The sequence below is a fragment of the Pseudomonas sp. JL3 genome (genome assembly GCF_031570575.1).
GTDB lineage: Bacteria > Pseudomonadota > Gammaproteobacteria > Pseudomonadales > Pseudomonadaceae > Aquipseudomonas > Aquipseudomonas cucumis.
The window spans coordinates 172,849-197,573 of the sequence record NZ_JAKWJK010000009.1; the positions used below are offsets into that span (position 1 = coordinate 172,849).

Genomic DNA, 24,725 nt, shown 5'->3' on the forward strand with positions numbered 1-24,725 from the left:
GACAGTGCGCAGAACCTCAGACTCTCTCGCTTTGAACCTGAACATACAACGAACGCCCGGCACCGAGGCCGGCGATGATCGCGCCGAGGCCAATGACGCCGAAGATCCAGCCCAGGGCGCTCCAGCCGCCGGTCCAGTCATGCACCACGCCGACCGCGAACGGCCCCATGGAGGCCAGGGTGTAACCGAAGCCCTGGGCCATGCTCGACAGGTTGGCCGCGACATGAGCATCCCGCGAGCGCAGCACGATCAGGGTCAACGCCAGGCTAAACGTGGCGCCCTGCCCCAACCCCAGCAGGATCGCCCAGCCCCACAAGCCATCGATCGGTGCATAAAGGCAACCGAACAAACCACCGAGCGTCATTACCATGACGATCACGATCGCCAGCCGCTGATCCTTGCCGCGCGTTGCCAGCCAGGGTGCCGCCAGGGAGCTGATCAACTGGACAATCACCGAACCCGACAACACCAGACCGGCCTGGGTCGGCGTCAGACCGCGGCCGATCAGAATCGACGGTAGCCAGCCAAACACGATGTAGGCCAAAGACGATTGCAGGCCCATGTACAAGGTCACTTGCCAGGCCAGCGGATCACGCAGCAAGCCTCGGACCCGATAGGCAACATGATGCGCGCCGTGTTTCTGACCGACTTGCGGCAGCCAGAACATCGCCGCGACCAGTGCTGGAACTACCCAGAAACCGAGGCCCATGGCCCAGCTCTTGTCGAAATGTTCACTCAACGGCACGGTCGCCCCAGCCGCCATGGCCGCGCCCAGGCACAGGGCCATGGTGTAGACGCCGGTCATGGTGCCGGCCTGTTTCGGGAAGTCGCGTTTGACAATGCCGGGAAGCAGCACGCCGATCACCCCAATGCTGGCGCCGGCCAGCACGCTGCCAGCGAACAGGCCGACCTCACCGAATGAACTGCGCAAAATGATCCCGCCGGCCAGCATCAGAAGAATCCCCAACACCACCCGCTCGGCACCAAAACGTCGCGCCAGCACCGGCGCCAACGGTGCGAACAGACCGAGGCAGAGTACTGGCAAGGTCGTCAGCAAACCGGCCTGGGCAGCCGATAGCCCCAGCGTCTTCGAAATCTCGCTGAGCATCGGCGCCATGCTCGACAACGCCGGACGCAGGTTTAGCGCCACCAGAATCAGGCCGAGCAACAACAGCCACGGTCGCCGCAGGACCGGGTGAGTTTGCTGAACCTGTTCGTCATCGGCCTCGGCGTCGATCAACAGCTCTTCGAGCTCCGCCGTACGCTTGAGCTCAGTGATGCTGCTATTGCTGGCCGGCTGGCTGGACATGGGGTTCTCGGTTTCAAGGTTCATTGATCAACTGCCTCGACAAGGCTTTGGCCCGTTCCGGGTCGCGTTGCTCGACGGCCTCGAGCAGTTCGACATGAAGGTCGAACACCGCTTGGCGTCGGGGTGAGATGTTCAGGGTCTGGCGCAAGTGCGCGCCGACGATGCTGGAGAAGTAGCTATACAGCTCGCTGAGTGTCGGGTTGTGCGCCGCATCCACCAGACGGCGATGGAACACCAGATCGCAGGCGATGTAGGTGTCGAGATCGCCGTGGTAGTGGCTGCCGCTGACGTCTAGCGCCTGGCGCAATGCCGCCAGGTCTTCATCGGTGCGGCGCAATGCGGCCAAGCCAATGGCTTCGACTTCCAGAATGTGCCGGGTTTCCCGAGCCTGTTCCTGACTGCAACGGGACAGCGCCTTCATGGTGTCCAGTGGATCAACCACCGCCCGCAGATAGCTGCCGTCGCCCTGGCGAATCTCGATCAGCCCGGAAAACGCCAACACGCGCATGGCTTCGCGCACGGTATTGCGGCTGATGCCCAGCTCGGTCGCCAGTTCCGGCTCGGTGGGCAAGCGTTGGCCGACCGTCCAGACGCCTTGATTAATGCGCAGGCGTAACTGGTCCAGGGCCTGATCGACCAGGGATCGTTTAATTAATGGAGAAATGTCTGACATAGGATTCGCCCTTTCATCCAATCATAGGATGAATTTTCTGACATGTTAGTCAGCTTTGTCCGAGAGGACAACGGGCTAGGGTCAATAGGCAAGAAAAGGAGCGGGATTTTCATCTCAGAGTTGAAGTGATTTACATCAAAGTGACCTACTGCCCCGGCGGCGGTGCTCCGGTGGTCTCCTTCAAGGAGAAAAAATTCATGAAAGCACGGCAATGCATGAGCTGCGGCACTCAAAACGGAATGCAACATTTCGACGGACGCAGCCTCAGTGTGAACTACAAGCAACTGTCACGAATGGTGCACGCTCTCTCAGGATGGGAGTGCACGTTCTGTGGTGAAATCATTTTCGACGATGCCACCGATAGTGCAGAGCGATACGTCGATGCGGGCGATCAACTGCTTCAGGACTGCTTTGAAGTGATGGGGGCCGAGATAAAACGTATCCGCCGCAAATTACACCTCACGCAGAAAGACGCGGTGAAGTTACTGTCAGGCGGTGGGCACAACGCTTTCTCCCGTTACGAGCGCGGTGAACTCGCCCCGCCTCAGCCGCTGTTTACGCTGATGCGTTTGCTGGATCGTCACCCACATCTGATGGCCGAGGTGCACGCGCTCAGCGAGGGCGCCGATTTAAAGCAGCTGTTGGCGACACGTTATCCGGAACAAGAAACCGTCCAGACGCAATAACCCAGACAAAAATAAACCCGGAACATAGTCCGGGTTTATTTCACTGCCTGGCGTCGATCAATGCAGGATCTGGCTCAGGAACAACTTCGTACGCTCATTCTGTGGGTTATCGAAGAAGTCGTTCGGCGCAGCCTGTTCGACGATTTCACCCTTGTCCATGAAGATCACGCGGTTGGCCACGGTACGGGCGAAACCCATTTCGTGGGTCACGCAGAGCATGGTCATGCCGTCTTCGGCCAGGCCGATCATGGTGTCCAGAACCTCTTTCACCATCTCTGGGTCGAGTGCCGAAGTCGGTTCGTCGAACAGCATGATTTTCGGTTTCATACACAGGGCACGGGCAATCGCCACACGCTGTTGCTGACCGCCGGACAGTTGCCCCGGGTATTTATGCGCCTGCTCCGGAATGCGTACGCGCTCCAGGTAATGCATGGCGATTTCTTCAGCCTTGCGCTTGGGCATCTTGCGTACCCACATCGGCGCCAGGGTGCAGTTCTGCAGGATGGTCAGGTGCGGGAACAGGTTGAAGTGCTGGAACACCATGCCGACTTCACGGCGGATCGCTTCGATCTGCTTGAGGTCGTTGGTCAGTTCCACGCCATCGACCACGATGCGGCCCTGCTGGTGTTCTTCCAGACGATTGAGGCAACGGATGGTGGTGGATTTGCCGGAACCCGATGGGCCGCACAAAACGATACGCTCGCCTTGCTTGACGTTCAGGTTGATGTCTTTCAACACGTGGAACTGGCCGTACCACTTGTTTACGCCCTGCATCTGAATAATGCCTTCAGGGCTCACAGGCTGTTTGATCGCTTCACTCATAAACTACGCTCCTAACGCTTGTGGCCAGTGTCCAGCTTACGTTCCAAATGCATGGAGTAGCGGGACATACCAAAACAGAAAATCCAGAACACCAGGGCCGCGAACACATAGCCTTCAGTGGCCATGCCCAGCCATTTCGGGTCGGCGGCGGCTTGCTTGACGCTGTTGAGCAAGTCGAACAGGCCGATGATGATCACCAGGCTCGTGTCCTTGAACAGCGCAATGAAGGTGTTGACGATGCCAGGGATCACCAGCTTCAGGGCTTGCGGCAGAATCACCAGGCCCATGCTGCGCCAGTAACCGAGGCCCATCGCTGCAGCCGCTTCGTACTGACCTTTGGGGATCGCTTGCAGACCGCCACGCACCACTTCAGCGATGTAGGCCGACTGGAACAGGATCACGCCGATCAGCGCCCGCAGCAGCTTGTCGAAGTTCATGCCTTCGGGCAGGAACAACGGCAACATCACCGAAGACATGAACAGCACCGTGATCAACGGCACGCCGCGCCAGAATTCGATGAAGGTCACGCAGACCACACGAATCGCCGGCATGTTCGAACGCCGGCCCAGGGCCAGAACGATACCCAGCGGCAATGCGCCGACGATACCGACGGTAGCGATCACCAGGGTCAGCATCAGGCCGCCCCACTGGCTGGTCGGCACTTCGGTCAGACCAAACCAGCCACCGTGCAACAAGGTGTAGGAAATGATCGGATAAAGCACCAGAAAGCTCAGCCCGTAGACCGCCTTGCGCGGGAAGCGCGAGATGAACAACGGCGCCACACCAATCACCGCCAACCATACGGTCAGGTCCACGCGCCAGCGCAGGCCAGTCGGGTAGTAACCGTACATGAACTGGCCGAAGCGCTGCTGGATGAACACCCAGCAGGCGCCCTCCTTGGTGCAATCGGCGCGGGTGGTACCGACCCAGTTGGCATCGAGAATCGCCCAGCTCACGATAGGGGGGACTATCAGGTAAATCAGATAGAACGCGAACAGCGTCAGCAGGGTGTTGATCCAGCTGGAGAACATGTGCGCCCGCATCCACGCCACGATACCGATGCTACTGCTCGGTGGTGGCATGTCGGGTTTGAAAGTATGAGTCGTCATGCGCTTTTCCTTACCGCTCGATCAGCGCAATGCGCTTGTTGTACCAGTTCATCAGCAGGGAAATGCTGATACTGATCGCCAGGTACACGCTCATGGTGATGGCAATGACTTCGATCGCCTGCCCGGTCTGGTTCAGCACCGTACCGGCAAACAACGACACCATCTCCGGATAACCGATACCAGCCGCCAGCGAGGAGTTTTTCGCCAGGTTCAGGTATTGGCTGGTCAGCGGTGGAATGATCACGCGCAGGGCTTGCGGGATGATCACCTTGCGCAGGGTCGGACCGTTGCGCAACCCCAACGAGTGCGCCGCTTCGGTCTGGCCATGGCTGACCGACTTGATACCCGAACGCACGATTTCGGCGATGAATGCCGCGGTGTACACGGTCAGCGCCAGGGTCAACGCCAACAGTTCCGGGATCAATACCCAGCCACCGACGAAGTTGAAGCCTTGCAGCGTCGGCAATTCCCAGTGCAGCGGCGCGCCGAAGATCAAGGCGCACAGCGCAGGGATTACCAGGAACAGCGCCAGGCCGACCCAGAATTTGTGGAACGGTACGCCGGTCGCTTCGAAACGCTTGTTGGCCCAGCGGCACATCAGCACGATCGCAACGATGGCCACGACGATGCTCACCACAAACGGCCAGAAACCATCCGCCGCCAACGCTGCGGGCATGTTCAGGCCGCGGCTGCTGACGAAGAAGGTGTCGCCGAAGTTATGGCTGTTGCGCGGCCCTGGCATGGTCAGGAACACCGCGAAGTACCAGAACAGGATTTGCAGCAGCGGCGGAATGTTACGAAAGACTTCGACATAAACCGTTGCCAGCTTGGCAATGATCCAGTTCTTCGACAGCCGTGCCACACCAACGATGAAACCGAGGATCGTCGCCAGGATCACCCCGATAAAGGTGACCAGCAGGGTGTTGAGCAGGCCGATGACAAACACCCGGGCATAGCTGTCCGATTCGGTGTAGTCGATCAGGTGCTGAGCGATGCCGAAACCGGCACTGCGCTCAAGAAAGTCGAAACCCGAGGTGATGCCCCGGTGCTGGAGGTTGGTTTGCGTGTTGTCGAACAAAAACCAGCCCAGCGAGACCACCGCCACGATGGTGATGATCTGGAATACCCACGCACGCACTCGTGGATCGCTGAGGCTGAGCCTCTGCTTTGGTGCGCCGATTGAATTTTGCATGAAGTGCCCCGGAAATAATGGAACAGAACATCACCCGGCGGTTGGCCCGCCGGGTGATAGAACCATCAGCGCACTGGTGGTGCGTATTGAATGCCGCCAGCGTTCCACAGGGCGTTCAGCCCGCGGTCGATTTCCAGCGGAGTTTTCTTGCCGAGGTTCTTCTCGAACACTTCGCCGTAGTTACCGACTTGCTTGACGATCTGCACGACCCAGTCTTTCTTCACTTTCAGGTCTTTGCCGTACTCGCCGTCAGAGCCCAGCAGACGAGCGACGTCCGGGTTCTTGGTGGCTTTGGCTTCGGCTTCGACGTTCGCCGAAGTGATGCCTGCTTCTTCAGCGTTGAGCATGGCGTAACCAGTCCAGCGCACGATGGCCAGCCACTCGTCGTCGCCATTACGCACGACCGGGCCCAGCGGCTCTTTGGAGATGGTTTCTGGCAGAACCACGTAGTCCTTCGGCGAGGCCAGCTTGCTGCGCTGGGCGAACAACTGGGATTTGTCGGAGGTCAGCACGTCGCAACGACCGGATTCCAGCGACTTGGCGCTTTCATCGGAGGTGTCGAAAGTGATCGGGGTGTATTTCAGACCATTGCCGCGGAAGTAGTCGGAAACGTTCAGCTCGGTGGTGGTACCGGCCTGGATGCAGATGGTCGCGCCATCCAGCTCTTTGGCGCTCTTGACGCCCAGCTTGTTGTTTACCAGGAAGCCGATGCCGTCGTAGTAAGTAATGAAGCCAGGAAACTTCAGGCCCATGCCCGCGTCACGGGAACTGGTCATGGTGGTGTTACGCGACAAAATGTCGATTTCACCGGACTGCAGCGCGGTGAAGCGCTCCTTGGCGTTCAACTGGCTGAATTTGACCTTGGTCGCATCGCCGAAAACGGCAGCCGCCACAGCGCGGCAGAAGTCAGCGTCGATGCCGACGATCTTGCCGGTGGAGTCCGGAACCGAGAAGCCCGGCAGACCGTCACTCACGCCACACTGTACGAAACCTTTCTTCTGCACTGCATCCAGGGTTGCACCCGCCTGAGCGAACCCACTGACACCGAGCACTGCGGCTGCAGTCACGATGGCCAGGGTGGATTTCAATAACTTCATTCAAACCTCCAGTTTTGCTCTTGTTGTGTCGGAGCTTGAGCCCTGTCGCACCCTTATGAGGCGTTGTTGACCCGTGTTGGCTTTTTTTAGGGTCAACCGACGCAGGACCGTCGCTATGAGTCTAGTAGGAGAAAATCCACATCATGGATAACTCCCTTCTCACCAATCGGCCGAACGGGCGGTAGCCCTTTCACGTTCGCGAAGCCCGTAGCGGCCTTTGGCGAACATCCATCACCGGATTCTTTGCTATCCCATGACCAGCCATACACTGATAGTGTTACCGCCAGGCATGAGATTGGTTGCACAGGTTTCCCCATAGCAAAGCCCGTACCAGACCGCTCGCTAAAGCGATTCAGCGCAAGGTCAATAGCAAAACTTGCAACCGTGCGACATCTTCTTAACTGATCAACCCATCGCGCACTTCAACCTCGCACTTAATGAGCGCGCATGCACAACAATGGAGCAGACATGACCGAGCCCCTGATTCTTCAACCCGTCAAGCCCGCAGATGCCTGCGTAATCTGGCTGCATGGGCTGGGCGCCGACCGCTACGACTTTTTGCCGGTAGCCGAAGCGCTACAGGAAAATCTGCTCACCACCCGTTTCGTTTTGCCCCAGGCACCGACTCGCGCGGTCACCATTAACGGTGGCTACGAGATGCCAAGCTGGTACGACATATTGGCCATGAGCCCGGCGCGCGCGATCAGCCGCGAGCAGCTGGAAGCGTCCGCGCAACGGGTCTTTGATTTGATCGAAGAGCAGAAGGCCAGCGGAATAGACGCCTCGCGCATCTTTCTCGCCGGGTTTTCCCAAGGTGGCGCCGTGGTATTGCACACGGCCTTTCTGAAATGGCAGGGACCGCTGGGTGGCGTACTTGCGCTCTCGACTTATGCGCCTACCTTCAGCGATGAACTCGAGCTTTCCGCCAGCCAGCAGCGCATTCCGGTGCTTTCATTGCACGGCCAGTACGATGACGTTGTGCAAAACTCCATGGGCCGGACCGCCTACGAGTATTTAAAACTGCATGGTGTCACCGCGACATGGCAGGAATACCCAATGGGCCATGAAGTGTTACCTGAAGAAATTCGCGACATCGGCGTCTGGCTCGCCGAGCGTTTGCGCTAAAAGCTACCCATTGATCCATCCCACTACGCCGCGCCCGATTCTTGCATTACACTGGCCGGCGTATATTCCTTAACCAATTGATGAGATGACCGTGCTCAAAGCACTCAAGAAAATGTTCGGTAAAAGCGAGACTGAGCAGCTCGCGCCAGTCTCCAGCGCTCCTTCTCATACTCCCAGCCACCGCACCGACGGTAATCAGCCTGGCCGGACCGCAACCGTAGCGGCACCGAAACACGAGCCGGTGACCACACCGACCGCCCCCGCAGCCCCGGCCATCGCCTCTGAGCAGCCACGCAGCGAAGCCCCGAAACCGGCAAAACCGCGTCGCGAACCCAAGCCAAAAGCTCCGGTTATTCCCTGGAAACTCGAAGACTTCGTCGTCGAACCCCAGGAAGGCAAAACCCGCTTCCACGATTTCAAACTCGCCCCCGAACTGATGCACGCCATTCAGGACCTGGGCTTCCCGTATTGCACGCCGATCCAGGCGCAGGTGCTTGGCTTCACCCTCGCGGGTAAAGACGCCATCGGTCGCGCCCAGACCGGCACCGGCAAAACCGCCGCCTTCCTGATTTCGATCATCACTCAGCTGCTGCAAACCCCGCCGCCCAAAGAGCGCTACATGGGTGAACCGCGAGCACTGATCATCGCTCCGACCCGGGAACTGGTGGTGCAGATCGCCAAGGATGCAGCCGACCTGACCAAGTACACCGGCCTCAACGTCATGACATTTGTGGGCGGCATGGATTTCGACAAGCAACTCAAGCACCTCGAAGCCCGTCATTGCGACATCCTGGTGGCCACTCCAGGCCGCTTGCTCGACTTCAACCAGCGCGGCGATGTGCACCTGGACATGGTCGAAGTGATGGTGCTGGACGAAGCCGACCGGATGCTCGACATGGGTTTCATCCCGCAAGTGCGTCAGATCATTCGCCAGACTCCACCGAAGAACGAGCGTCAGACGCTGCTGTTCTCCGCAACCTTCACCGAAGACGTGATGAACCTCGCCAAGCAATGGACCACCGACCCGTCGATCGTCGAGATCGAGTCGCAGAACGTGGCCAGCGAAAACGTCGAGCAACACATCTACGCCGTCGCCGGTGCCGACAAATACAAACTGCTCTACAACCTGGTCAACGATAACGGCTGGGAACGGGTGATGGTCTTCGCCAACCGCAAGGACGAAGTGCGGCGCATCGAAGAACGCCTGGTGCGCGATGGCGTCAACGCCGCGCAACTGTCTGGCGATGTGCCGCAGCACAAGCGCATCAAGACCCTGGAAGGTTTCCGCGAAGGCAAGATCCGCGTGCTGGTGGCCACCGATGTTGCCGGTCGCGGCATTCACATCGATGGCATCAGCCACGTGATCAACTTCACCCTGCCGGAAGTCCCGGACGACTACGTACACCGCATCGGTCGTACCGGCCGTGCCGGCGCGGATGGCGTATCCATCAGTTTTGCCGGTGAAGACGACTCCTACCAGCTACCGTCCATCGAGGCGCTGCTGGGTCGCAAGATCAGTTGTGAAACGCCACCGACGCATCTGCTGCGAGCGGTTGAGCGCAAGCGCCCGTAACCCGGGCCTTTCAGAAAGAGGCGCAGCCGGAAACGGACTGCGCTTTTTTTTCGTCCGGCTTTTTTCAACAGGAGCTTGCTAGAGACAACTAAAAGTCCATAATGGACAAATTAGTTTACTTTCAGCGCCCGGAGCCGACCATGCCCAGCACGCCTTACGTGATCACCCAACCCCAGGCCCGCGAACTGTTGGCACAAATCGACGTACCGCAGATCCTGCGCAAGCTGTTCCGCGACCTGGCCGCCGGGCAAGCCGTACAGCCGGCACAACAGCTGGTGGAATTCCCGAAGGGTGCCGGGGACTTCATCAACTACCTGGGGGTGCTGGCCGAAGACGGGGTGTATGGCGTCAAGACGTCGCCTTACATCGTGCGCGAGCAAGGCCCGCTGGTAACCGCCTGGACGCTGCTGATGTCGATGCAGACCGGCCAGCCGCTGCTGCTCTGCGATGCTGGTGAATTGACCACGGCTCGCACCGCCGCGACGACGGCGGTGGCGGTCGACACCCTCGCGCCGTTGAAGGCCCAGCGCCTGGCGATCATCGGCAGCGGCAAGGTGGCCCAGGCGCACCTGCACTACGTCAAGGGCCTGCGAGACTGGCAAAGTGTCAGCCTCTATTCGCCGAGCCTGAATGGCAAGAATCCCGAAGCGTTGGCACAGCTCAAAAGCCTCGATCCACGACTGACCCTCGCCGACAGTTGCGAAGCTGCGATTCAAGACGCCGACGTGATCATGCTCTGCACTTCGTCCGCCGGTCCGGTGATCGACCCGTCGAACTTAAGCAAACCGGCGCTGATCACCTCCATCAGCACCAACGCCCCACGCGCTCATGAAGTGCCGCCGCAGAGCCTCAATGACATGCAGGTGTTCTGTGACTATCGTCAAACCACCCCGGGCTCGGCCGGTGAAATGCTGATCGCCAGTGAGCAGCATGGCTGGGACGAGCGTTCGATTGTCGGCGACCTGCCTGATCTGCTCAGCGAAAAAGTGCAGCGCCCCGACTACGACCGCTCAGTGTTCTTCCGCTCCATCGGCCTGGGCCTGGAAGACATCGCACTGGCCAATGCCCTTTACCAATTACAGCGCTAACACCACAACCCTGTGGGAGCGGGCTTGCCCGCGATGCAGGCGCCGCGCTCTGTCAGGCACACCGCGGTGATGCCATCGCGGGCAAGCCCGGCTCCCACAGGGTTTATCTATAACCATGACATTTGCGCCCCCACAGGAGACGTTCATGAGCCAGGCAGATTTCATCATCATCGGCGGCGGGATTGCCGGCGCTTCCACCGGTTTCTGGCTGTCGCAGCATGGGCGGGTGATTGTGCTCGAACGCGAATCCCATCCGGCCTATCACTCCACCGGACGCTCGGCGGCGCTGTTCACCGCCGCCTACGGTACGCCGCAGGTTCGGGCATTGACCCAGGCCAGTCGCGACTTCTTCGACGCACCGCCGCCCGGTTTCTGCGAACACCCGCTGCTGACCCCGCGCGGCGAGATGACCGTCGACTTCACCGGCGATCCGGCCGAGCTGAGCAATCAATACCTGAGCGCCAAAGCCACGGTGCCGCAAATGCAACGGCTCAGCGCCGACGAAGCCTGCGCACGCCTGCCGATCCTGCGCCGGGAAAAAGTCCATGGCGCGATCTACGACCCGACCGCTAGCGACATCGACACCGACGCTCTGCACCAGGGCTATCTGCGCGGTATCCGGCGCAATAAAGGTGAAGTTCATACCGACAGCGAAGTGCTGAGCCTGAGCCGTGATGCCGAAGGGCAGTGGCAAGTTCAAACCAACACTCAGACCTTCAGCGCTCCAATCATCATCAACGCCGCCGGCGCCTGGGCTGACAAGATTGGCGAATTGGCCGGCGCCAAGCCGCTGGGTTTGCAACCCAAGCGCCGGGCAGCCTTTATCTTTGCCGGCCCCGAGGGTCTGGATATCCATGACTGGCCAATGCTGGTCAGCCTCGACGAATCCTTTTATATGAAGCCCGACGCCGGCATGTTCCTTGGCTCACCGGCCAACGCCGACCCGGTAGAACCGCACGACGTGCAGCCCGAAGAACTGGACATCGCCATGGGAATTTACCAGATCGAAGAAGCCACCACTCTGACCATCCGCCGCCCGACCCGCACATGGGCCGGCCTGCGCAGTTTCGTGCGCGACGGGGATTTGCTGTCAGGCTTCGATCAGCAGGTGCCGGGGCTGTATTGGGTCGCGGCGCAAGGCGGCTACGGCATCCAGACGTCGCCGGCTATGGGCCAGGCCAGCGCTGCCCTGATACGCGGTGAAGCCTTGCCCGAGCAGCTCACCCGTTTCGGACTGGACGCCGGAATGCTCTCCCCCGCCCGCCTGGGCTGATCCTGATCCTGCCCCCTCAGGTGACGTGTCCACACGATTGCGGCAAACTTCCAGTGCCCCTTTTTTAACGGGGCGCTGACGCTGCCTGGAGTTCCACTGTATGAACGCACCTGAAAAAGACTCGGCCCTGGACGCTATGTCCATGGACAACTTCCGCGCGATTGCCGATGCGATCGCCACGTTGTTCTTCCCTCACGCCGAGGTGGTGCTGCATGACCTGCGCACGCAAAAGGTCGATTACATCGCCAACAACCTGTCCAAACGGGAAATCGGCGACGACTCATCGCTGGAAGACATGCTCAGTGAAGAGGTCAGTGAACGAAACATCGGGCCGTACGAAAAGCTCAACTGGGACGGCCAGAAAATTCGCAGCCTCAGCAGCGTACTGCGTGACAGCAAGGGTCGTCCGCTGGCGGTGCTGTGCATCAACCTGAATATCTCGCTGTTCGAGAACGCGAAAGCGGCGCTGGATTTGTTCCTGTCGCCGACCAAGCTGATCCCGCAACCGGACTCACTGTTTCGCGATGACTGGCAGGAACGGATCAACACCTTTCTGCACGCCTGGCTGCGCGAACGTCAGTTGAGCCTGAACGTGCTGACCCGCGACCACAAACGAGAACTGGTGCTGGCGCTGCACGCCGAAGGCGCCTTCAAAGGCAAAAGCGCCTCCAACTATGTGGCGAATGTGCTGAACATGGGGCGGGCGACGGTTTACAAGCATTTGAAGGAATTGAAGGGTTGAGCCCTGAGATCTTCATCGATTGAAAGGGCCCCTTCGCGGGCAAGCCTCGCTCCTACAGATTTCGCGTCGCTCACCCGTTTTGTGAACAACGCTGGACTGTAGGAGCGAGGCTTGCTCGCGAAAGCGATTAATCAGTCGCCGTAGATATCCGACTTGAAATACTTCTGCGAAATCTTCTGGTACTCGCCATTGGCGCGAATCTCATCGATCGCCTTGTTCAGATCCGCCACCAACTGCGTATTGCCCTTGCGCACGGCAATCCCGGCGCCCTCGCCCACGTATTTCGGATCCTTGAGTTCCGGCCCGACAAAAGCGTAACCGGCGCCACGCGGCATCGACAGGAAGTCACTCAACGGGATGGTGTCGGCAAAAATCGCATCGAGACGACCGGCCGCCAGATCCATGTAGATTTCTTCGTTGTTGCCGTAGCGCTTGACGTTGATGCCCTTGGGCTCGAAAACCTCGGTGGCGTAACGGTCGGTGGTGGTTGCGCGTTGCACGCCGACATTCTTGCCCTTGAGGCTGGCGTACTGGTCATCCACCACTGCGCCGTCCTTCATCACCAGACGCGATGAGGTGAAGTAATACTTGTGAGTGAAATCCACCGATTTCTTACGGTCTTCGTTGATGGTCATGGACGACAGCGCCATGTCAATTTTCTTCACTTTCAGGGAAGGAATCAGACCGTCGAACTCGCCTTCGACCCACTCACACTTGACCTTCATCTGCGCGCACAGGGCATTGCCGATGTCGTAGTCGAAACCGACTATCTTGCCTTCCTGGGTTTTGGACGCGAACGGCGGATAAGCCGCTTCGATGCCGATGCGCAGGTTTTTCTCGGCGGCGAACAAGCTACTGCACGCCAACAGGCTCACGGCCAGACCGGTGATGAGGGGGAATTTCTTCATATTCGTTCTCTCGCGGGTTGTTGTTGGTTTGGCAAGACAGAAGAAAAAAGCTGAAGCGGGGCAAACACCTTTTTTGTACTTAGAATTCCATACTGGACTTTTATGTATTTTCCGTCAATCAGGCAGGCAGCCTCATACCCGGCCTCTGGTCGGGTACTGGCCAAATGCAAAAAAAGGCCGGGTCGGTGCTTCGCGAACAAGCGAAACACCGACCCGGCCCTCAGAAACCGCCCGGGCAGTTATTCCAGCGCGGCAGCCGGCCCGAAGAATTCGTAACGGCTTTGCTTCTCCGGCACACCCAAAGCCTTGAGGTGACGCTTGATCGCCGCCATGAAGCCTTTAGGCCCCAGGAAGTACGCATCCACGTCACGCTGTTCCGGCATCCACTCGCCGAGTTGCTCCTGGCTCAACAGGCCAACCTTGTCCGCCGCCGGGCTGACGCCATCGTCTTCGGCATAGCAATAAAAACGCTTGAGCTGTGGATGACGCTCGGCAAGCCCATCAATCAAGTCACGGAAGGCATGCACACTACCGTTGCGCGCGCAGTGGATAAAGTGCACCGGCCGCTCGGTCGCCAGCGCCGCTTCGAGCATCGGCAGTGTCGGGGTGATACCCACACCGCCACTGATCAGCACCAGCGGTTTGTCGCTGGCGGTCAGGGTGAAATCGCCCGCTGGCGGGAACAGCAGGATGCTCGAGCCGACGTGCAGTTGATCGTGCAAATGGTTGGAAGCGCGGCCACCGGTTTCGCGCTTGACGCTGATACGGTACTGGCCCTTGTTGGCCAGCGCCGACAGCGAATAGTTACGCCGAATTTCTTCGCCATCGAGGATCAGTTTCATGCCGATGTACTGGCCAGGCTCTGCCGCGAGAATCGGGCCTTTGTCCGCCGGTTCGAAGTAAAACGAGGTGATTTCCGCGCTCTCCTCGACCTTGGCCGCCACGATGAATTCCCGCGCGCCACGCCAGCCGCCCGGCGCCTGTGCTTTCTGGTCGTAGATGCTGGCTTCGGCGCCGATCAGGATCTCGGCCAATTGACCGTAGGCCGCGCCCCAGGCCCTCATCACTTCGGGCGTGGCAATCTCTTCGCCCAGCACTTCGGAAATTGCTCGCAACAGGCAGCTACCCACGATCGGGTAATGTTCCGGGAGGATTTGCAGGGCCACGTGCTTGTTGATGATCTTGGCCACCAGGTCGCCCAACTGATCGAGCTGGTCGATGTGCCGCGCATACATCAACACACCGTTGGCCAGGGCGCGAGGCTGATCGCCGCTGGCCTGGTGGGCCTGGTTGAACAGCGGGCGGACTTCCGGGTACTCGGAGAGCATCATGCGATAGAAGTGAGTGATCAACGCTTCGCCGCCGCTTTCCAGCAACGGCACGGTGGATTTGATGATTGCACGGTCTTGAACGCTAAGCATAAAGGGCGACTCCTGAGCCTTATGTGAATACCCTTTACCTATCAGTTTCCATGCCAACAATTAAAACGTTATAAATCAATTAATTAATAACAAAGTAGTCATATAGACATACGAGGCTTTATAGTCACACCGACTACACGGAGTCATTATGACTGCAAAATTATTGCTCACGACCCTCCTACCCCTGGTCTCCGACCTGTCCCGCGAATTGCCCGAAGGCGAGCGCTACCGACGCCTGCTCGAAGCCATGCGCGCCCTGCTCCCTTGCGACGCCGCGGCCCTGCTGCGACTCGACGGTGAGTGGCTGGTGCCGCTGGCCGTGGATGGGTTGAGCACCGACACCCTCGGTCGACGTTTCAAGATCAGTGAACATCCGCGCTTCGAAGCGCTGCTCAGCAGTCCCGGCCCGACTCGCTTCGCCGCCGACAGCGAGTTGCCCGATCCTTATGATGGCCTGGTCGATGGTCTGCACGATCACCTGGAAGTCCACGACTGCATGGGCTGCCCGTTGTTTATCGACGAGCGCCCGTGGGGTTTGCTAACCCTCGATGCCCTCTCCCCGGAACGTTTCGAACCGATCGAACTGGACGCCCTGCAAGCCTTCGCCAGCCTCGCCGCCGCCACGGTCAACGCCGCCGAGCGCATCGAACGGCTGGCCAATCGCGCCGAAGACGAACATCAGCGCGCCGAGGTTTACCGTCAGGCCAGCGGCCAGCAGACCCGCGAAATGATCGGCCAGAGCAAGGCTTACAAACGCCTGGTGGAAGAAATCAACCTGGTGGGCGGCAGCGATCTGACGGTGCTGATCACCGGCGAAACCGGAGTCGGCAAAGAGCTGGTTGCCCAAGCCATCCACGCGGCATCCCCACGGGCCGATAAACCGATCATCAGCCTCAATTGCGCCGCCCTGCCGGACACCCTGGTAGAGAGCGAACTGTTCGGCCACGTGCGCGGAGCTTTCACCGGCGCGACGAATGATCGGCGCGGCAAGTTCGAACTGGCCAATGGCGGCACCTTGTTTCTCGATGAGGTCGGCGAACTGTCGCTAACGGTGCAGGCCAAATTATTGAGGGTGTTGCAGAGTGGGCAATTGCAGCGCCTGGGCTCAGACAAGGAACATCAGGTCGACGTGCGATTGATCGCGGCGACCAACCGCGACCTGGCTGAAGAAGTGCGCAGCGGTCGCTACCGTGCCGACTTCTATCATCGCCTGAGCGTTTACCCGCTACTGGTGCCCGCACTGCGGGATCGCGGTCGGGATGTGCTGCTGCTCAGCGGCTACTTCCTGGAGCAAAACCGCTCACGCATGGGCCTCAACAGCCTGCGCCTGACCAGCGATGCGCAAGCAGCATTATTGGCGTATGACTGGCCGGGGAACGTGCGGGAGTTGGAGCATTTGATTGGCCGTAGTGCGTTGAAGGCGTTGGGCAACTGCAAGCAACGGCCGAAGATTCTCAGTTTGAGTGCGGCAGATCTGGACTTGCCCAATGGCAGCGTTGAAACCGCACCAGAATCGGTGGTTGCTGCGCCAGCGGCTGCATTAATTGCAGGGGATTTGCGTGAGGCCACCGAGCATTATCAGCGCCAACTGATCAGCGCGTGCCTGGAACGGCACCAGAACAACTGGGCCAGCGCGGCGCGGGAGCTGGGGCTGGATCGGGCGAACCTGGGGCGGATGGCCAAGCGGTTGGGTATGAAATAGTCTCACTTGGATAATGTCGTACCGTTTGGCTGGCAATGGGCATTTCCCCTAAAGCCTGCCCCCGACAAGTCGATAACCCGGCATCGATAGCTGTTGGCGATCTTCAAAATCGCCCATCACCTTTTTCCACAGAAGGTTTTTATGTCTTCCAACAAAGCCCGCGCAGATTCACTTTCGCTTCTGCTGTTTACCTTGCGCAGCGGCAAGCTGATGGCGATCAACCTGCTGAAAGTCAGCGAAATCATCCCCTGCCCGCCGCTCACCAAGCTGCCGGAGTCGCACCCCCACGTCAAAGGCATCGCCACCCTGCGCGGCGCGTCGTTGTCGGTGATCGACCTGAGCCGCGCCATCGGCGAGCGACCGCTGGAAGACCCGAACGGTGGCTGCCTGATCGTCACCGACGTCAGCCGCTCCAAGCAGGGCCTGCACGTTCAGGCGGTGAGCAAAATCGTCCACTGCCTGACCACGGACATCAAACCGCCACCCTTCGGCTCCGGCGGCGTGCGTTCGTACATCACCGGCGTGACCTCGGTCGACGGCACGCTGGTGCAGGTGCTGGACATCGAAAAGGTCATCCACGGCATCGCTCCGGCGCAGATCGAAACGGCCCCGACCGAACTGAGCATGGAAGACGCCGAAGTACTGGGCAACGCGCGGATTCTGGTGGTTGATGACAGCCAGGTCGCCCTGCAACAATCGGTGCACACCCTGCGCAACCTCGGCCTGCAATGCCACACCGCTCGCAGCGCCAAGGAAGCCATCGACTGCCTGCTGGACCTGCAAGGCACCGCCCAGCAAATCAACCTGATCGTCTCCGATATCGAAATGTCGGAAATGGACGGCTATGCGCTCACCCGCACATTGCGCGAAACGCCAGACTTCTCGCACCTCTATGTGTTGCTGCATACCTCGCTGGACAGCGCGATGAACAGCGAGAAGGCTCGACTGGCGGGGGCGAACGCGGTGCTGACCAAATTTTCCTCGCCGGAACTGACCAAATGCCTGATCGCGGCGGCCAAGGCCGTCGCCGAACAAGGTCACTGAGTTTTGGCCGAGAACTTTTGTTTTCTGATGCGGCGCAACCTCGCTGAGGATGTGCCACCTTTCACTTGGCCAAATGGCATTGAGTTGACCCGGTACCGCCCTGAACTCGCCGAAGCCGTTCATCACCTGATGGAACTGGGCTATCGGGAAGGCAGCGGTCGCGTACCGGCGCTGGAGGTCTGGCAACAGCGTTTCGAAACCGATCCTGAATACGATCCGACCCTGTGCTTCATTGCCCTGGATGCCGAAGGTATCGTCGGTGTTGCCCAATGCTGGACCAGCGCTTACATCAAGAGCCTGGTGGTGCACCCGCGCGCTCAAGGCCTCGGACTTGGCCGTGCGCTGCTGTTGAATGCTTTCAACGTGTTTCAGCAACGTCGCGAAGGCTTTGTGGATCTGAAGGTGCTGGAAAACAACCTTCGAGCCCAGCGTTTGTATGAAAGTGCCGGGATGTATGTGGTCCGCCGGGAACCGGTTCCAACCTGACACACCGCCATCGCGAGCAGGCTCGCACACAGGATGTCACCGTCCATGTGGGAGCGAGCCTGCTCGCGAAGGGGCCGACGCATTCACCTCAAACCATCAGGCATACTCCGACCTCGGCCACTACACGCCAAGGATGCCCAAACCATGAAAGCCACAACCTTGACCTTCCTCTGCCTCACCACCCTCGCCACCCAAGCCCACGCCTCCAGCCCCGACGCCTGGGCTACCTACGACAAAGCCGTGCTCGCCAGTTGCACCAAAACCAGCGGTCTGAAGAATGTCAAACCCGTTGGCAACGCCGCGCAGTTCGATGACCGGGTCGGTTATACCGCGCTCCTGCTGCAAGGCCAGTACCCGCAAAAACACATGAAAGGCCAGCAAGGCACCGAGCTGTGCCTCTACAACAAGAAAAGCAAAACCGCCTACGTGACCGAGTGGGATTCCATCCGCCCAACAGCAACAGCGCAGTGAATGGCGCATAACTTGCTTCGGCACAGGCCTTTGCGGTGGCTTTTTGTCGCCATTTCATGCCCCCACAGGTGACTGGCCGTTCAATGAATACAACGTTTTCCTGCGTAGGTTGTGGCAAATGCTGCAACGACCATCATGTGCCCCTGACACTGGCCGAAGCCCGGATGTGGGCGGCCGATGGCGGTCAGGTGATCGTGCTGGTGGAAGCCTTCCTCACCAATGGCCTGGGCCTGCCCGCGCAGCAACGCGAACACGCCGAACGCCGTTCGGTGGTAGTTCGAAGCGGTGCCTGCGAGGCCCACGTGGCGATCACCTTCGCCGCCTATAACGTCGGTCGCTGCCGGAATCTTGACGAAGACAACCTCTGCCGCATCTACGAACGCCGACCGCTGGTGTGCCGCATCTACCCGATGGAAATCAATCCGCACATCCCGCTCAACCCGGCGATCAAAGAATGCCCGCCTGAGTCTTGGGAAACAGGGCCGGATTTGATCATCGGTGGTGAACTGGTGGATCAGGAGCTCATGGGATTGATCCAGCGCTCGCGTCAGGCGGATCGCGATGAGATTCAGATCAAGGATGCGATTTGCGCGTTATTGGGGATTCGGACGACAGCGCTGAAGGGCGATGGCTTTACCGCTTATCTGCCGGACATGACCGCGTTTGCCGTGGTCATTGATCAGGTGGAGCAACAGCCGTTGGCAGGGTCGAGCGGTGAATGGGTCTTTCATGTGTCAGGCGATGATATTGCCGGGCAAGTGTTGGCGGCCGGGGCGCAAGTGGCGACTGAAATGCCGCTGAACTATGCGTTTATTTCGTTGCGGGCGGCGTGAGCCAGAGGATGTGTTGTATGTAATGGCCTCATCGCGAGCAGGCTCGCTCCCACAATGGATTTCGTCGTACACAATATCTGTGTCCCATGAAGATCACATGTGGGCGAGCCTGCTCGCGATGACGATAGATCAGACACCGCAGAGGTAAAGACTCAGCGCTTACCCATCGAACGACGGGTGCCAGGAGGCGCTGCACCCGGAGTCTTGGTATGACCGTTCTTGGCGCCATTCTTGTACCAAGGCTGGCTGGCATTCTTCGCCGCAGCCAATTCACCTGGTTTGAACGGAAACTTGAACGCTGGAATCGCTGCTTTGGTTTCGCTGTCTGCGCTGGAGTCGACGCTGTCTGGCAGGTCTGCCTGGTCGTCGCTCAAGGCGTCGGCAACCGGCGGTTGTGTCGGGGAAGTCATGAAAGCTCCGGGTGATGCTCAAAGAGTCGGGCCCGGTAGGCGAGCCGCGAAAGGCGGCAGTATACCTGTCTCAGGGGCCGCAAGCTGCAGTTGGTCAGTGGGTTTTGTGCTGACTGACCTGCCACCTTCGCGGGCAAGCCTCGCGCTTACAGATGCTTTGTGTCGTGACTGGATCTGTGAGCGACGATAATCCCTGTGGAAGCGGGCTTGCCCGCGATTGCGGTGGGTCAGTCACAAGGATATTGGATGTGCCGCCCTCCAGTGCCACATAAAAAAGGCGATCCATCCGGATCGCCTTTTTCATTACTTCACCACCTTCAAACTCGGTCGACCGCTGGGACGCGGCGGCTCACTGTCGGGTGGCGGAACATCATCATCCGGTTCGATCTCTTCCTCGTCTTCCAGAGGCGATTCCATATCGAACACCATGCCCTGACCGTTCTCCCGGGCGTAAATGCCCAGGATCGATGCGATAGGCACGTACAGGGTGTGCGGCACGCCACCGAAGCGCCCCTCGAAACTGACTGCCTCGTTGTCCATGTGCAGATGACGCACGGCTGCCGGGGAAACGTTCAGGACAATCTGTCCGTCACTGGCAAAACCCTGAGGCACCTGCACCGATGGATACTCGGAATTAACCAGCATGTGCGGGGTGCAATCGTTGTCCACAATCCACTCGTAGAGCGCGCGGACCAGATAAGGTCGACTGGAGTTCATAGCGGCTCCTTAAGCCTTAGCGCATATCGCGTTCGACACCAGACAGACTCGCCTGGAAAGCCTCACGCGCAAACGAGCGCTCCATATAATCAAGCAGCGGCTTGGCAGGCCGCGGCAGTTCAATACCCAGAATCGGCAATCGCCAGAGTATTGGCAATAGGCAGCAATCCACCAGACTTTGTTCCTCACTGAGGAAAAACGGCTTGTCGGCAAACAACGGCGACACGCCTGTCAGGCTTTCGCGCAGCTCTTTACGAGCCACGACACGGGCTGCTTCCTTGGTCCGCGAATCCAGAATCAGATCCACCAGGCCACACCAGTCACGCTGAATGCGATGAATCAGCAGACGGCTATTGGCACGCGCCACAGGATAAACCGGCAGCAATGGCGGGTGCGGGTAACGCTCATCCAGATATTCCATCACCACGGTCGACTCCCACAACGCCAGGTCACGATCGACCAGGGTGGGCAGGCTTCCGTAAGGGTTCACCTCAATCAGTTTAGGCGGCTGGCGACCAGCTTCCACGTAAATGATCTCGGCGCTGACACCCTTCTCTGCAAGTACGATGCGCACTCGGTGGGAATAGTGGTCGGCGGGGTCGGAGTAACAGGCCAACCGATTGGTCACGCCCATGGCGGTCCTCCTCGCTTGTTGAAATTATCGGAAACGGAAAAACACGCGCGCCCAGAGGGCGCCTCCCGTAACGCCTGGATCACCAGACTCGTTACACCTTCAGAGACGCCCCTGGGCGCGCGCGATTAACAGCAATGGCTTACAGCTCTATCAATGGACGTCTTTCCAGTATTCACGCTTGAGCAAGTAAGCGAATACGAAGAAGAACGCCAGGTACAGCAACACATAGGTACCGATGCGCTGATGCTGCAGCTTCACCGGGTTGGCCGAGTAGGCCAGGAAGGTCACCAGATTCTTGACCTTCTCGTCGAACTGCTCTTCGTTCAGCGTGCCGGTTTTCGGCAATACAGTCAGTTGATCGCAGGCTTCATGGGTCAAAGCGGTGCCGGTCAGCGGATCGTATTGCTTCTTGCCGTCTTCGACGACTTGAACTTGTTTACAGCCTACCACCTGACGACCCTGCAGGCCGACCAGAACGTTAGGCATGCCGACGTTCGGGAACACCTTGTTGTTCACACCCCAAGGACGCGACGGGTCTTCATAGAACGAACGCAGGTAGCCGTAGAGCCAGTCTGTGCCACGAACACGAGCCACCAGTGTCAGGTCGGGCGGCGCCGCACCGAACCAGGTCTTGGCGTCAGCCGGCTGCATGCCGATGTTCATGTGGTCACCGATCTTGGCGCCGGTGAACACCAGCTTCTCAAGCATCAGCTCGTGAGGAATGCCCAGATCATCGGCAACACGCTCGTAGCGCTGGAACTTGGCGCTGTGGCAGCCCATGCAATAGTTGGCGAACGTACGTGCGCCGTCCTGCATGGCAGCCTTGTCAGAAACGTCGATATCGACCTTCTCCAGCTCCGGGCCACCCGATGTCGATGCGAAAGACAGTACGGGCATAGCCGCAAGAATCATTACAGCAAATAGCTTTTTCATCAGCCAGTCACCCTTTCCGGAACCGGTTTGGTCTTCTCGAGCCTGGTGTAGAACGGCATCAGAATGAAGTAGGCGAAGTACAGGAAGGTACATACCTGCGACAGCAACGTACGGCCTGGAGTTGGAGCCAGAACACCCAACACGCCCAGGATCACGAACGAGATGCAGAACACCCAGAGCCAGATCTTGCTCAGCCAGCCTTTGTAGCGCATCGACTTGACCGGGCTGCGATCCAGCCATGGCAGGACGAACAGCACAGCGATGGCCGCGCCCATGGCGATAACGCCCAGGAGCTTGTCTGGAACCGCCCGCAGAATCGCGTAGTACGGGGTGAAGTACCAGACCGGAGCGATATGCTCAGGGGTCTTGAACGGGTTGGCCTGCTCGAAGTTCGGCTTCTCGAGGAAGTAGCCGCCCATTTCAGGGAAGAAGAACACGATCGAACAGAAGATGAACAGGAACACCACCACGCCGACGATATCTTTCACGGTGTAGTACGGGTGGAAGGCAATGCCGTCCAGCGGTATACCGTTTTCGTCTTTGTGCTTCTTGATGTCGACGCCATCCGGATTGTTCGAACCGACTTCGTGCAGCGCCAGAATGTGCACCACCACCAGACCGAGGATCACGATCGGCAGGGCAACCACATGCAAAGCGAAGAAGCGGTTCAGGGTAATACCGGAAATCAGGTAGTCACCACGAATCCACTGGGTCAGGTCGTTCCCGATGACCGGGATCGCGCCGAACAGCGAGATGATCACCTGGGCACCCCAGTAGGACATCTGGCCCCACGGCAGCAGATAACCCATGAAGGCTTCAGCCATCAGCGCCAGGTAGATCAGCATGCCGAACACCCACACCAGCTCACGCGGCTTCTGGTACGAACCGTAGAGCAGGCCACGGAACATGTGCAGATAGACCACGATGAAGAACGCCGAAGCGCCAGTGGAGTGCAGCAGGCGCAGGATAGAGCCGTACTCGACGTCGCGCATGATGTATTCGACGGAAGCAAACGCTTCTTCCGCCGACGGGGTGTAGCTCATCGTCAGCCAGACACCGGTAACGATCTGGTTGACCAGAACGAGCAGTGCGAGGGAACCAAAGAAATAGAAGAAGTTGAAGTTCTTCGGGGCGTAGTACTTGCTGAGATGGTCTTCCCACATTTTGGTCGCGGGGAAGCGCGCATCAACCCAATCCATGAACTTGCTCATCACGCTTTCTCCGTATCGACGCCAATGACAATGATGTCATCGGTCTCATAGGAATGCGGGGGAACTGGCAGGTTCAAAGGCGCGGGTTGCGACTTGTAGACGCGGCCAGCCAAATCGTAGTGAGAACCGTGGCAAGGGCAGAAATAACCACCCACCCAATCCTTGCCCAGGTCTGCAGGTGCCACTTCTGGACGGAAAGTTGGTGAGCAACCCAGGTGTGTGCAGATACCGATCAGCAACAGAACTTCTGGCTTGATCGAACGCGTCTCCGGGTCGACATAGGTCGGTTGCGTCGAGTTCTTGGAGGTCGGGTCAGACAGCTGGCCCTCGATCTTTTTCAGATTCCCCAGGATTTCCTCGGTACGGCGGACAATGAACACCGGCTGGCCGCGCCACTCAGCAATCATCTGCTGACCTGGCTCGATTTTGCTGACATTCACTTTCACCGGTGCACCTGCAGCTTTCGCCTTGGCACTGGGAAACCATGACCCCACGAACGGGACCGCAGCCCCCACCGCTCCTGCAGCACCCACCACGGATGTGGCTGCTACCAAGAAGCGACGCCGGCCTGCATTCACGCCGTCATTGCTCATTCAGTCCTCTCCCATCAGCTTTGTGGCCTGTTAAATCAGGCGTCTACTAAGTAAAAATCTGAACTTATAAAAATTTTGCCGAATGGTAATGAAAAGCCCCAATTCTGACAAGGTAATTACCGAGGGGCTCCACTGCCAAGCCTTGCAGTATAGGGCTTCTGCGGATGTGGCAAGTTGTCACAGCGCAATTCATTGATAAATCGCGCCCATAAAAAAACGCCCAGCTTCGCGAGGAAACTGGGCGTTCTTTTTGAACGCGAAAGCGAATTAACGCTTCGAGTACTGCGGACGCTTACGCGCTTTACGCAGACCAACTTTCTTACGTTCAACTTCACGAGCATCGCGAGTAACGAAGCCAGCTTTGCGCAGAGCGCCACGCAGGGTTTCGTCGTACTGCATCAGTGCGCGAGTGATACCGTGGCGGATTGCGCCAGCTTGACCACTTACACCACCGCCGATCACGGTGACGTAGATGTCGAACTTCTCGACAGTCTCAGTCAATTCCAGCGGCTGACGAACTACCATGCGGGCAGTTTCACGGCCGAAGAAATTATCCAGCGAACGGTTGTTGATGGAGATGTTACCAGTACCCGGACGCAGGAAAACGCGTGCGGTTGCGGTCTTGCGACGGCCAGTGCCGTAATTTTGAGTCGCCGACATAATGAACTATTCC

26 protein-coding genes are annotated in these 24,725 nt (G+C 58.8%); 11 read left to right on the plus strand and 15 right to left on the minus strand.

The genetic code is table 11. The features are described 5' to 3' along the window. Nucleotides 1-16 precede the first annotated feature (16 nt). On the minus strand, nucleotides 17-1,333 hold the full coding sequence (locus tag MMG91_RS17270; protein ID WP_310660233.1) for a CynX/NimT family MFS transporter: 1,317 nt from the start codon (nucleotides 1,331-1,333) through the stop codon (nucleotides 17-19). Then, nucleotides 1,323-1,982: a FadR/GntR family transcriptional regulator gene (locus MMG91_RS17275; protein WP_310660234.1), complete on the minus strand. Its 660-nt coding sequence runs from the start codon at nucleotides 1,980-1,982 to the stop codon at nucleotides 1,323-1,325. Before MMG91_RS17275 ends, MMG91_RS17270 begins: the two co-directional genes overlap by 11 nt. A 197-nt stretch (nucleotides 1,983-2,179) precedes the next feature. Here MMG91_RS17275 and MMG91_RS17280 point away from each other — a divergent pair, with 197 nt between their 5' ends. Then, nucleotides 2,180-2,668, plus strand: coding sequence for a type II toxin-antitoxin system MqsA family antitoxin (locus MMG91_RS17280; RefSeq protein ID WP_310660247.1), 489 nt, complete (start codon nucleotides 2,180-2,182; stop codon nucleotides 2,666-2,668). Nucleotides 2,669-2,725: 57 nt separating this feature from the next. Here the strand turns inward: MMG91_RS17280 and MMG91_RS17285 are convergent, their stop codons facing one another. The 4 genes from MMG91_RS17285 to MMG91_RS17300 all read right to left on the minus strand — a co-directional run bounded on the left by MMG91_RS17285 (nucleotide 2,726) and on the right by MMG91_RS17300 (nucleotide 6,888). Further along, nucleotides 2,726-3,490, minus strand: coding sequence for an amino acid ABC transporter ATP-binding protein (locus tag MMG91_RS17285; RefSeq protein WP_008053474.1), 765 nt, complete (start codon nucleotides 3,488-3,490; stop codon nucleotides 2,726-2,728). 11 nt (nucleotides 3,491-3,501) lie between these two features. Beyond that, complete coding sequence (locus tag MMG91_RS17290; protein ID WP_305446828.1) at nucleotides 3,502-4,599, minus strand: amino acid ABC transporter permease; 1,098 nt, start codon at nucleotides 4,597-4,599, stop codon at nucleotides 3,502-3,504. Between the two features lie 10 nt (nucleotides 4,600-4,609). Then, nucleotides 4,610-5,791, minus strand: a complete 1,182-nt coding sequence (locus tag MMG91_RS17295; RefSeq protein WP_310660235.1) for an amino acid ABC transporter permease — start codon at nucleotides 5,789-5,791, stop codon at nucleotides 4,610-4,612. 65 nt (nucleotides 5,792-5,856) lie between these two features. After that, nucleotides 5,857-6,888 (minus strand): amino acid ABC transporter substrate-binding protein, encoded by a 1,032-nt coding sequence (locus MMG91_RS17300; RefSeq protein WP_305425293.1) that lies wholly within the window; start codon nucleotides 6,886-6,888, stop codon nucleotides 5,857-5,859. A 468-nt stretch (nucleotides 6,889-7,356) separates the two neighbouring features. Here MMG91_RS17300 and MMG91_RS17305 point away from each other — a divergent pair, with 468 nt between their 5' ends. The 5 genes from MMG91_RS17305 to MMG91_RS17325 all read left to right on the plus strand — a co-directional run bounded on the left by MMG91_RS17305 (nucleotide 7,357) and on the right by MMG91_RS17325 (nucleotide 12,689). Then, nucleotides 7,357-8,013, plus strand: a complete 657-nt coding sequence (locus MMG91_RS17305; protein WP_310660236.1) for an alpha/beta fold hydrolase — start codon at nucleotides 7,357-7,359, stop codon at nucleotides 8,011-8,013. A gap of 85 nt (nucleotides 8,014-8,098) precedes the next feature. Continuing rightward, nucleotides 8,099-9,586 (plus strand): ATP-dependent RNA helicase RhlB, encoded by a 1,488-nt coding sequence (gene rhlB / locus MMG91_RS17310; protein ID WP_123358167.1) that lies wholly within the window; start codon nucleotides 8,099-8,101, stop codon nucleotides 9,584-9,586. Between the two features lie 140 nt (nucleotides 9,587-9,726). Further along, nucleotides 9,727-10,674 (plus strand): ornithine cyclodeaminase family protein, encoded by a 948-nt coding sequence (locus tag MMG91_RS17315; RefSeq protein WP_310660237.1) that lies wholly within the window; start codon nucleotides 9,727-9,729, stop codon nucleotides 10,672-10,674. 145 nt (nucleotides 10,675-10,819) lie between these two features. After that, complete coding sequence (locus MMG91_RS17320; RefSeq protein WP_305446832.1) at nucleotides 10,820-11,947, plus strand: FAD-binding oxidoreductase; 1,128 nt, start codon at nucleotides 10,820-10,822, stop codon at nucleotides 11,945-11,947. 100 nt (nucleotides 11,948-12,047) lie between these two features. Continuing rightward, on the plus strand, nucleotides 12,048-12,689 hold the full coding sequence (locus MMG91_RS17325) for a transcriptional regulator (RefSeq protein ID WP_305503214.1): 642 nt from the start codon (nucleotides 12,048-12,050) through the stop codon (nucleotides 12,687-12,689). A gap of 131 nt (nucleotides 12,690-12,820) precedes the next feature. Here the strand turns inward: MMG91_RS17325 and MMG91_RS17330 are convergent, their stop codons facing one another. Both MMG91_RS17330 and hmpA read right to left on the minus strand, forming a co-directional pair. Continuing rightward, nucleotides 12,821-13,597 (minus strand): ABC transporter substrate-binding protein, encoded by a 777-nt coding sequence (locus MMG91_RS17330; RefSeq protein WP_305446834.1) that lies wholly within the window; start codon nucleotides 13,595-13,597, stop codon nucleotides 12,821-12,823. A gap of 239 nt (nucleotides 13,598-13,836) precedes the next feature. Continuing rightward, the gene (gene hmpA / locus MMG91_RS17335) at nucleotides 13,837-15,018 is read right to left on the minus strand and encodes an NO-inducible flavohemoprotein (protein WP_310660238.1); all 1,182 of its coding nucleotides are present in this window, start codon (nucleotides 15,016-15,018) and stop codon (nucleotides 13,837-13,839) included. Between the two features lie 148 nt (nucleotides 15,019-15,166). Here hmpA and norR point away from each other — a divergent pair, with 148 nt between their 5' ends. From norR to MMG91_RS17360, 5 genes are all read left to right on the plus strand, one after another. Continuing rightward, nucleotides 15,167-16,720: a nitric oxide reductase transcriptional regulator NorR gene (gene norR / locus MMG91_RS17340; protein WP_310660239.1), complete on the plus strand. Its 1,554-nt coding sequence runs from the start codon at nucleotides 15,167-15,169 to the stop codon at nucleotides 16,718-16,720. A gap of 141 nt (nucleotides 16,721-16,861) precedes the next feature. After that, nucleotides 16,862-17,764 carry a chemotaxis protein CheV gene (locus tag MMG91_RS17345; protein WP_305446837.1) on the plus strand — a complete coding sequence of 301 codons (903 nt, stop codon included), beginning with the start codon at nucleotides 16,862-16,864 and terminating at the stop codon, nucleotides 17,762-17,764. Between the two features lie 27 nt (nucleotides 17,765-17,791). After that, entirely contained in the window at nucleotides 17,792-18,250 is a 459-nt protein-coding gene (locus tag MMG91_RS17350; protein WP_305446838.1) for a GNAT family N-acetyltransferase, read from the plus strand. A gap of 144 nt (nucleotides 18,251-18,394) precedes the next feature. Then, nucleotides 18,395-18,721 carry a hypothetical protein gene (locus tag MMG91_RS17355; RefSeq protein WP_305446839.1) on the plus strand — a complete coding sequence of 109 codons (327 nt, stop codon included), beginning with the start codon at nucleotides 18,395-18,397 and terminating at the stop codon, nucleotides 18,719-18,721. Between the two features lie 83 nt (nucleotides 18,722-18,804). Beyond that, nucleotides 18,805-19,554, plus strand: coding sequence for a YkgJ family cysteine cluster protein (locus tag MMG91_RS17360; RefSeq protein WP_310660240.1), 750 nt, complete (start codon nucleotides 18,805-18,807; stop codon nucleotides 19,552-19,554). A 152-nt stretch (nucleotides 19,555-19,706) separates the two neighbouring features. Here the strand turns inward: MMG91_RS17360 and MMG91_RS17365 are convergent, their stop codons facing one another. From MMG91_RS17365 to rpsI, 7 genes are all read right to left on the minus strand, one after another. After that, a complete protein-coding gene (locus tag MMG91_RS17365) occupies nucleotides 19,707-19,964 on the minus strand; it encodes a hypothetical protein (protein ID WP_007905458.1) in 258 nt (85 codons plus the stop codon). A gap of 303 nt (nucleotides 19,965-20,267) precedes the next feature. Continuing rightward, nucleotides 20,268-20,681: a ClpXP protease specificity-enhancing factor gene (locus MMG91_RS17370; RefSeq protein ID WP_008004998.1), complete on the minus strand. Its 414-nt coding sequence runs from the start codon at nucleotides 20,679-20,681 to the stop codon at nucleotides 20,268-20,270. Nucleotides 20,682-20,697: 16 nt separating this feature from the next. Next, complete coding sequence (locus tag MMG91_RS17375) at nucleotides 20,698-21,315, minus strand: glutathione S-transferase N-terminal domain-containing protein (protein WP_007905304.1); 618 nt, start codon at nucleotides 21,313-21,315, stop codon at nucleotides 20,698-20,700. Nucleotides 21,316-21,465: 150 nt separating this feature from the next. Further along, on the minus strand, nucleotides 21,466-22,248 hold the full coding sequence (locus MMG91_RS17380; protein WP_310660241.1) for a cytochrome c1: 783 nt from the start codon (nucleotides 22,246-22,248) through the stop codon (nucleotides 21,466-21,468). After that, complete coding sequence (locus MMG91_RS17385) at nucleotides 22,248-23,459, minus strand: cytochrome bc complex cytochrome b subunit (RefSeq protein ID WP_310660242.1); 1,212 nt, start codon at nucleotides 23,457-23,459, stop codon at nucleotides 22,248-22,250. Before MMG91_RS17385 ends, MMG91_RS17380 begins: the two co-directional genes overlap by 1 nt. Continuing rightward, nucleotides 23,459-24,052 (minus strand): ubiquinol-cytochrome c reductase iron-sulfur subunit, encoded by a 594-nt coding sequence (gene petA, locus MMG91_RS17390; RefSeq protein ID WP_007905300.1) that lies wholly within the window; start codon nucleotides 24,050-24,052, stop codon nucleotides 23,459-23,461. Before petA ends, MMG91_RS17385 begins: the two co-directional genes overlap by 1 nt. 267 nt (nucleotides 24,053-24,319) lie before the next feature. Further along, nucleotides 24,320-24,712, minus strand: a complete 393-nt coding sequence (gene rpsI, locus MMG91_RS17395) for a 30S ribosomal protein S9 (protein WP_002555064.1) — start codon at nucleotides 24,710-24,712, stop codon at nucleotides 24,320-24,322. Nucleotides 24,713-24,725: the final 13 nt, after the last annotated feature.

Excerpts from the sequence above, each read along its gene's own strand:
- MMG91_RS17365 (WP_007905458.1), bottom strand. The coding sequence starts at position 19,964 with ATGACTTCCCCGACACAACCGCCGGTTGCCGACGCCTTGAGCGACGAC.
- MMG91_RS17285 (WP_008053474.1), bottom strand. The coding sequence starts at position 3,490 with ATGAGTGAAGCGATCAAACAGCCTGTGAGCCCTGAAGGCATTATTCAG.
- hmpA (WP_310660238.1), bottom strand. The coding sequence starts at position 15,018 with ATGCTTAGCGTTCAAGACCGTGCAATCATCAAATCCACCGTGCCGTTG.
- rpsI (WP_002555064.1), bottom strand. The coding sequence starts at position 24,712 with ATGTCGGCGACTCAAAATTACGGCACTGGCCGTCGCAAGACCGCAACC.
- MMG91_RS17325 (WP_305503214.1), top strand. The coding sequence starts at position 12,048 with ATGAACGCACCTGAAAAAGACTCGGCCCTGGACGCTATGTCCATGGAC.
- MMG91_RS17380 (WP_310660241.1), bottom strand. The coding sequence starts at position 22,248 with ATGAAAAAGCTATTTGCTGTAATGATTCTTGCGGCTATGCCCGTACTG.
- MMG91_RS17320 (WP_305446832.1), top strand. The coding sequence starts at position 10,820 with ATGAGCCAGGCAGATTTCATCATCATCGGCGGCGGGATTGCCGGCGCT.
- MMG91_RS17275 (WP_310660234.1), bottom strand. The coding sequence starts at position 1,982 with ATGTCAGACATTTCTCCATTAATTAAACGATCCCTGGTCGATCAGGCC.
- MMG91_RS17290 (WP_305446828.1), bottom strand. The coding sequence starts at position 4,599 with ATGACGACTCATACTTTCAAACCCGACATGCCACCACCGAGCAGTAGC.
- MMG91_RS17360 (WP_310660240.1), top strand. The coding sequence starts at position 18,805 with ATGAATACAACGTTTTCCTGCGTAGGTTGTGGCAAATGCTGCAACGAC.
- MMG91_RS17375 (WP_007905304.1), bottom strand. The coding sequence starts at position 21,315 with ATGGGCGTGACCAATCGGTTGGCCTGTTACTCCGACCCCGCCGACCAC.
- rhlB (WP_123358167.1), top strand. The coding sequence starts at position 8,099 with ATGACCGTGCTCAAAGCACTCAAGAAAATGTTCGGTAAAAGCGAGACT.
- MMG91_RS17300 (WP_305425293.1), bottom strand. The coding sequence starts at position 6,888 with ATGAAGTTATTGAAATCCACCCTGGCCATCGTGACTGCAGCCGCAGTG.
- MMG91_RS17370 (WP_008004998.1), bottom strand. The coding sequence starts at position 20,681 with ATGAACTCCAGTCGACCTTATCTGGTCCGCGCGCTCTACGAGTGGATT.
- MMG91_RS17315 (WP_310660237.1), top strand. The coding sequence starts at position 9,727 with ATGCCCAGCACGCCTTACGTGATCACCCAACCCCAGGCCCGCGAACTG.
- MMG91_RS17295 (WP_310660235.1), bottom strand. The coding sequence starts at position 5,791 with ATGCAAAATTCAATCGGCGCACCAAAGCAGAGGCTCAGCCTCAGCGAT.
- MMG91_RS17350 (WP_305446838.1), top strand. The coding sequence starts at position 17,792 with ATGCGGCGCAACCTCGCTGAGGATGTGCCACCTTTCACTTGGCCAAAT.
- MMG91_RS17305 (WP_310660236.1), top strand. The coding sequence starts at position 7,357 with ATGACCGAGCCCCTGATTCTTCAACCCGTCAAGCCCGCAGATGCCTGC.
- MMG91_RS17355 (WP_305446839.1), top strand. The coding sequence starts at position 18,395 with ATGAAAGCCACAACCTTGACCTTCCTCTGCCTCACCACCCTCGCCACC.
- MMG91_RS17345 (WP_305446837.1), top strand. The coding sequence starts at position 16,862 with ATGTCTTCCAACAAAGCCCGCGCAGATTCACTTTCGCTTCTGCTGTTT.
- MMG91_RS17270 (WP_310660233.1), bottom strand. The coding sequence starts at position 1,333 with ATGAACCTTGAAACCGAGAACCCCATGTCCAGCCAGCCGGCCAGCAAT.
- petA (WP_007905300.1), bottom strand. The coding sequence starts at position 24,052 with ATGAGCAATGACGGCGTGAATGCAGGCCGGCGTCGCTTCTTGGTAGCA.
- MMG91_RS17280 (WP_310660247.1), top strand. The coding sequence starts at position 2,180 with ATGAAAGCACGGCAATGCATGAGCTGCGGCACTCAAAACGGAATGCAA.
- MMG91_RS17330 (WP_305446834.1), bottom strand. The coding sequence starts at position 13,597 with ATGAAGAAATTCCCCCTCATCACCGGTCTGGCCGTGAGCCTGTTGGCG.
- MMG91_RS17385 (WP_310660242.1), bottom strand. The coding sequence starts at position 23,459 with ATGAGCAAGTTCATGGATTGGGTTGATGCGCGCTTCCCCGCGACCAAA.
- norR (WP_310660239.1), top strand. The coding sequence starts at position 15,167 with ATGACTGCAAAATTATTGCTCACGACCCTCCTACCCCTGGTCTCCGAC.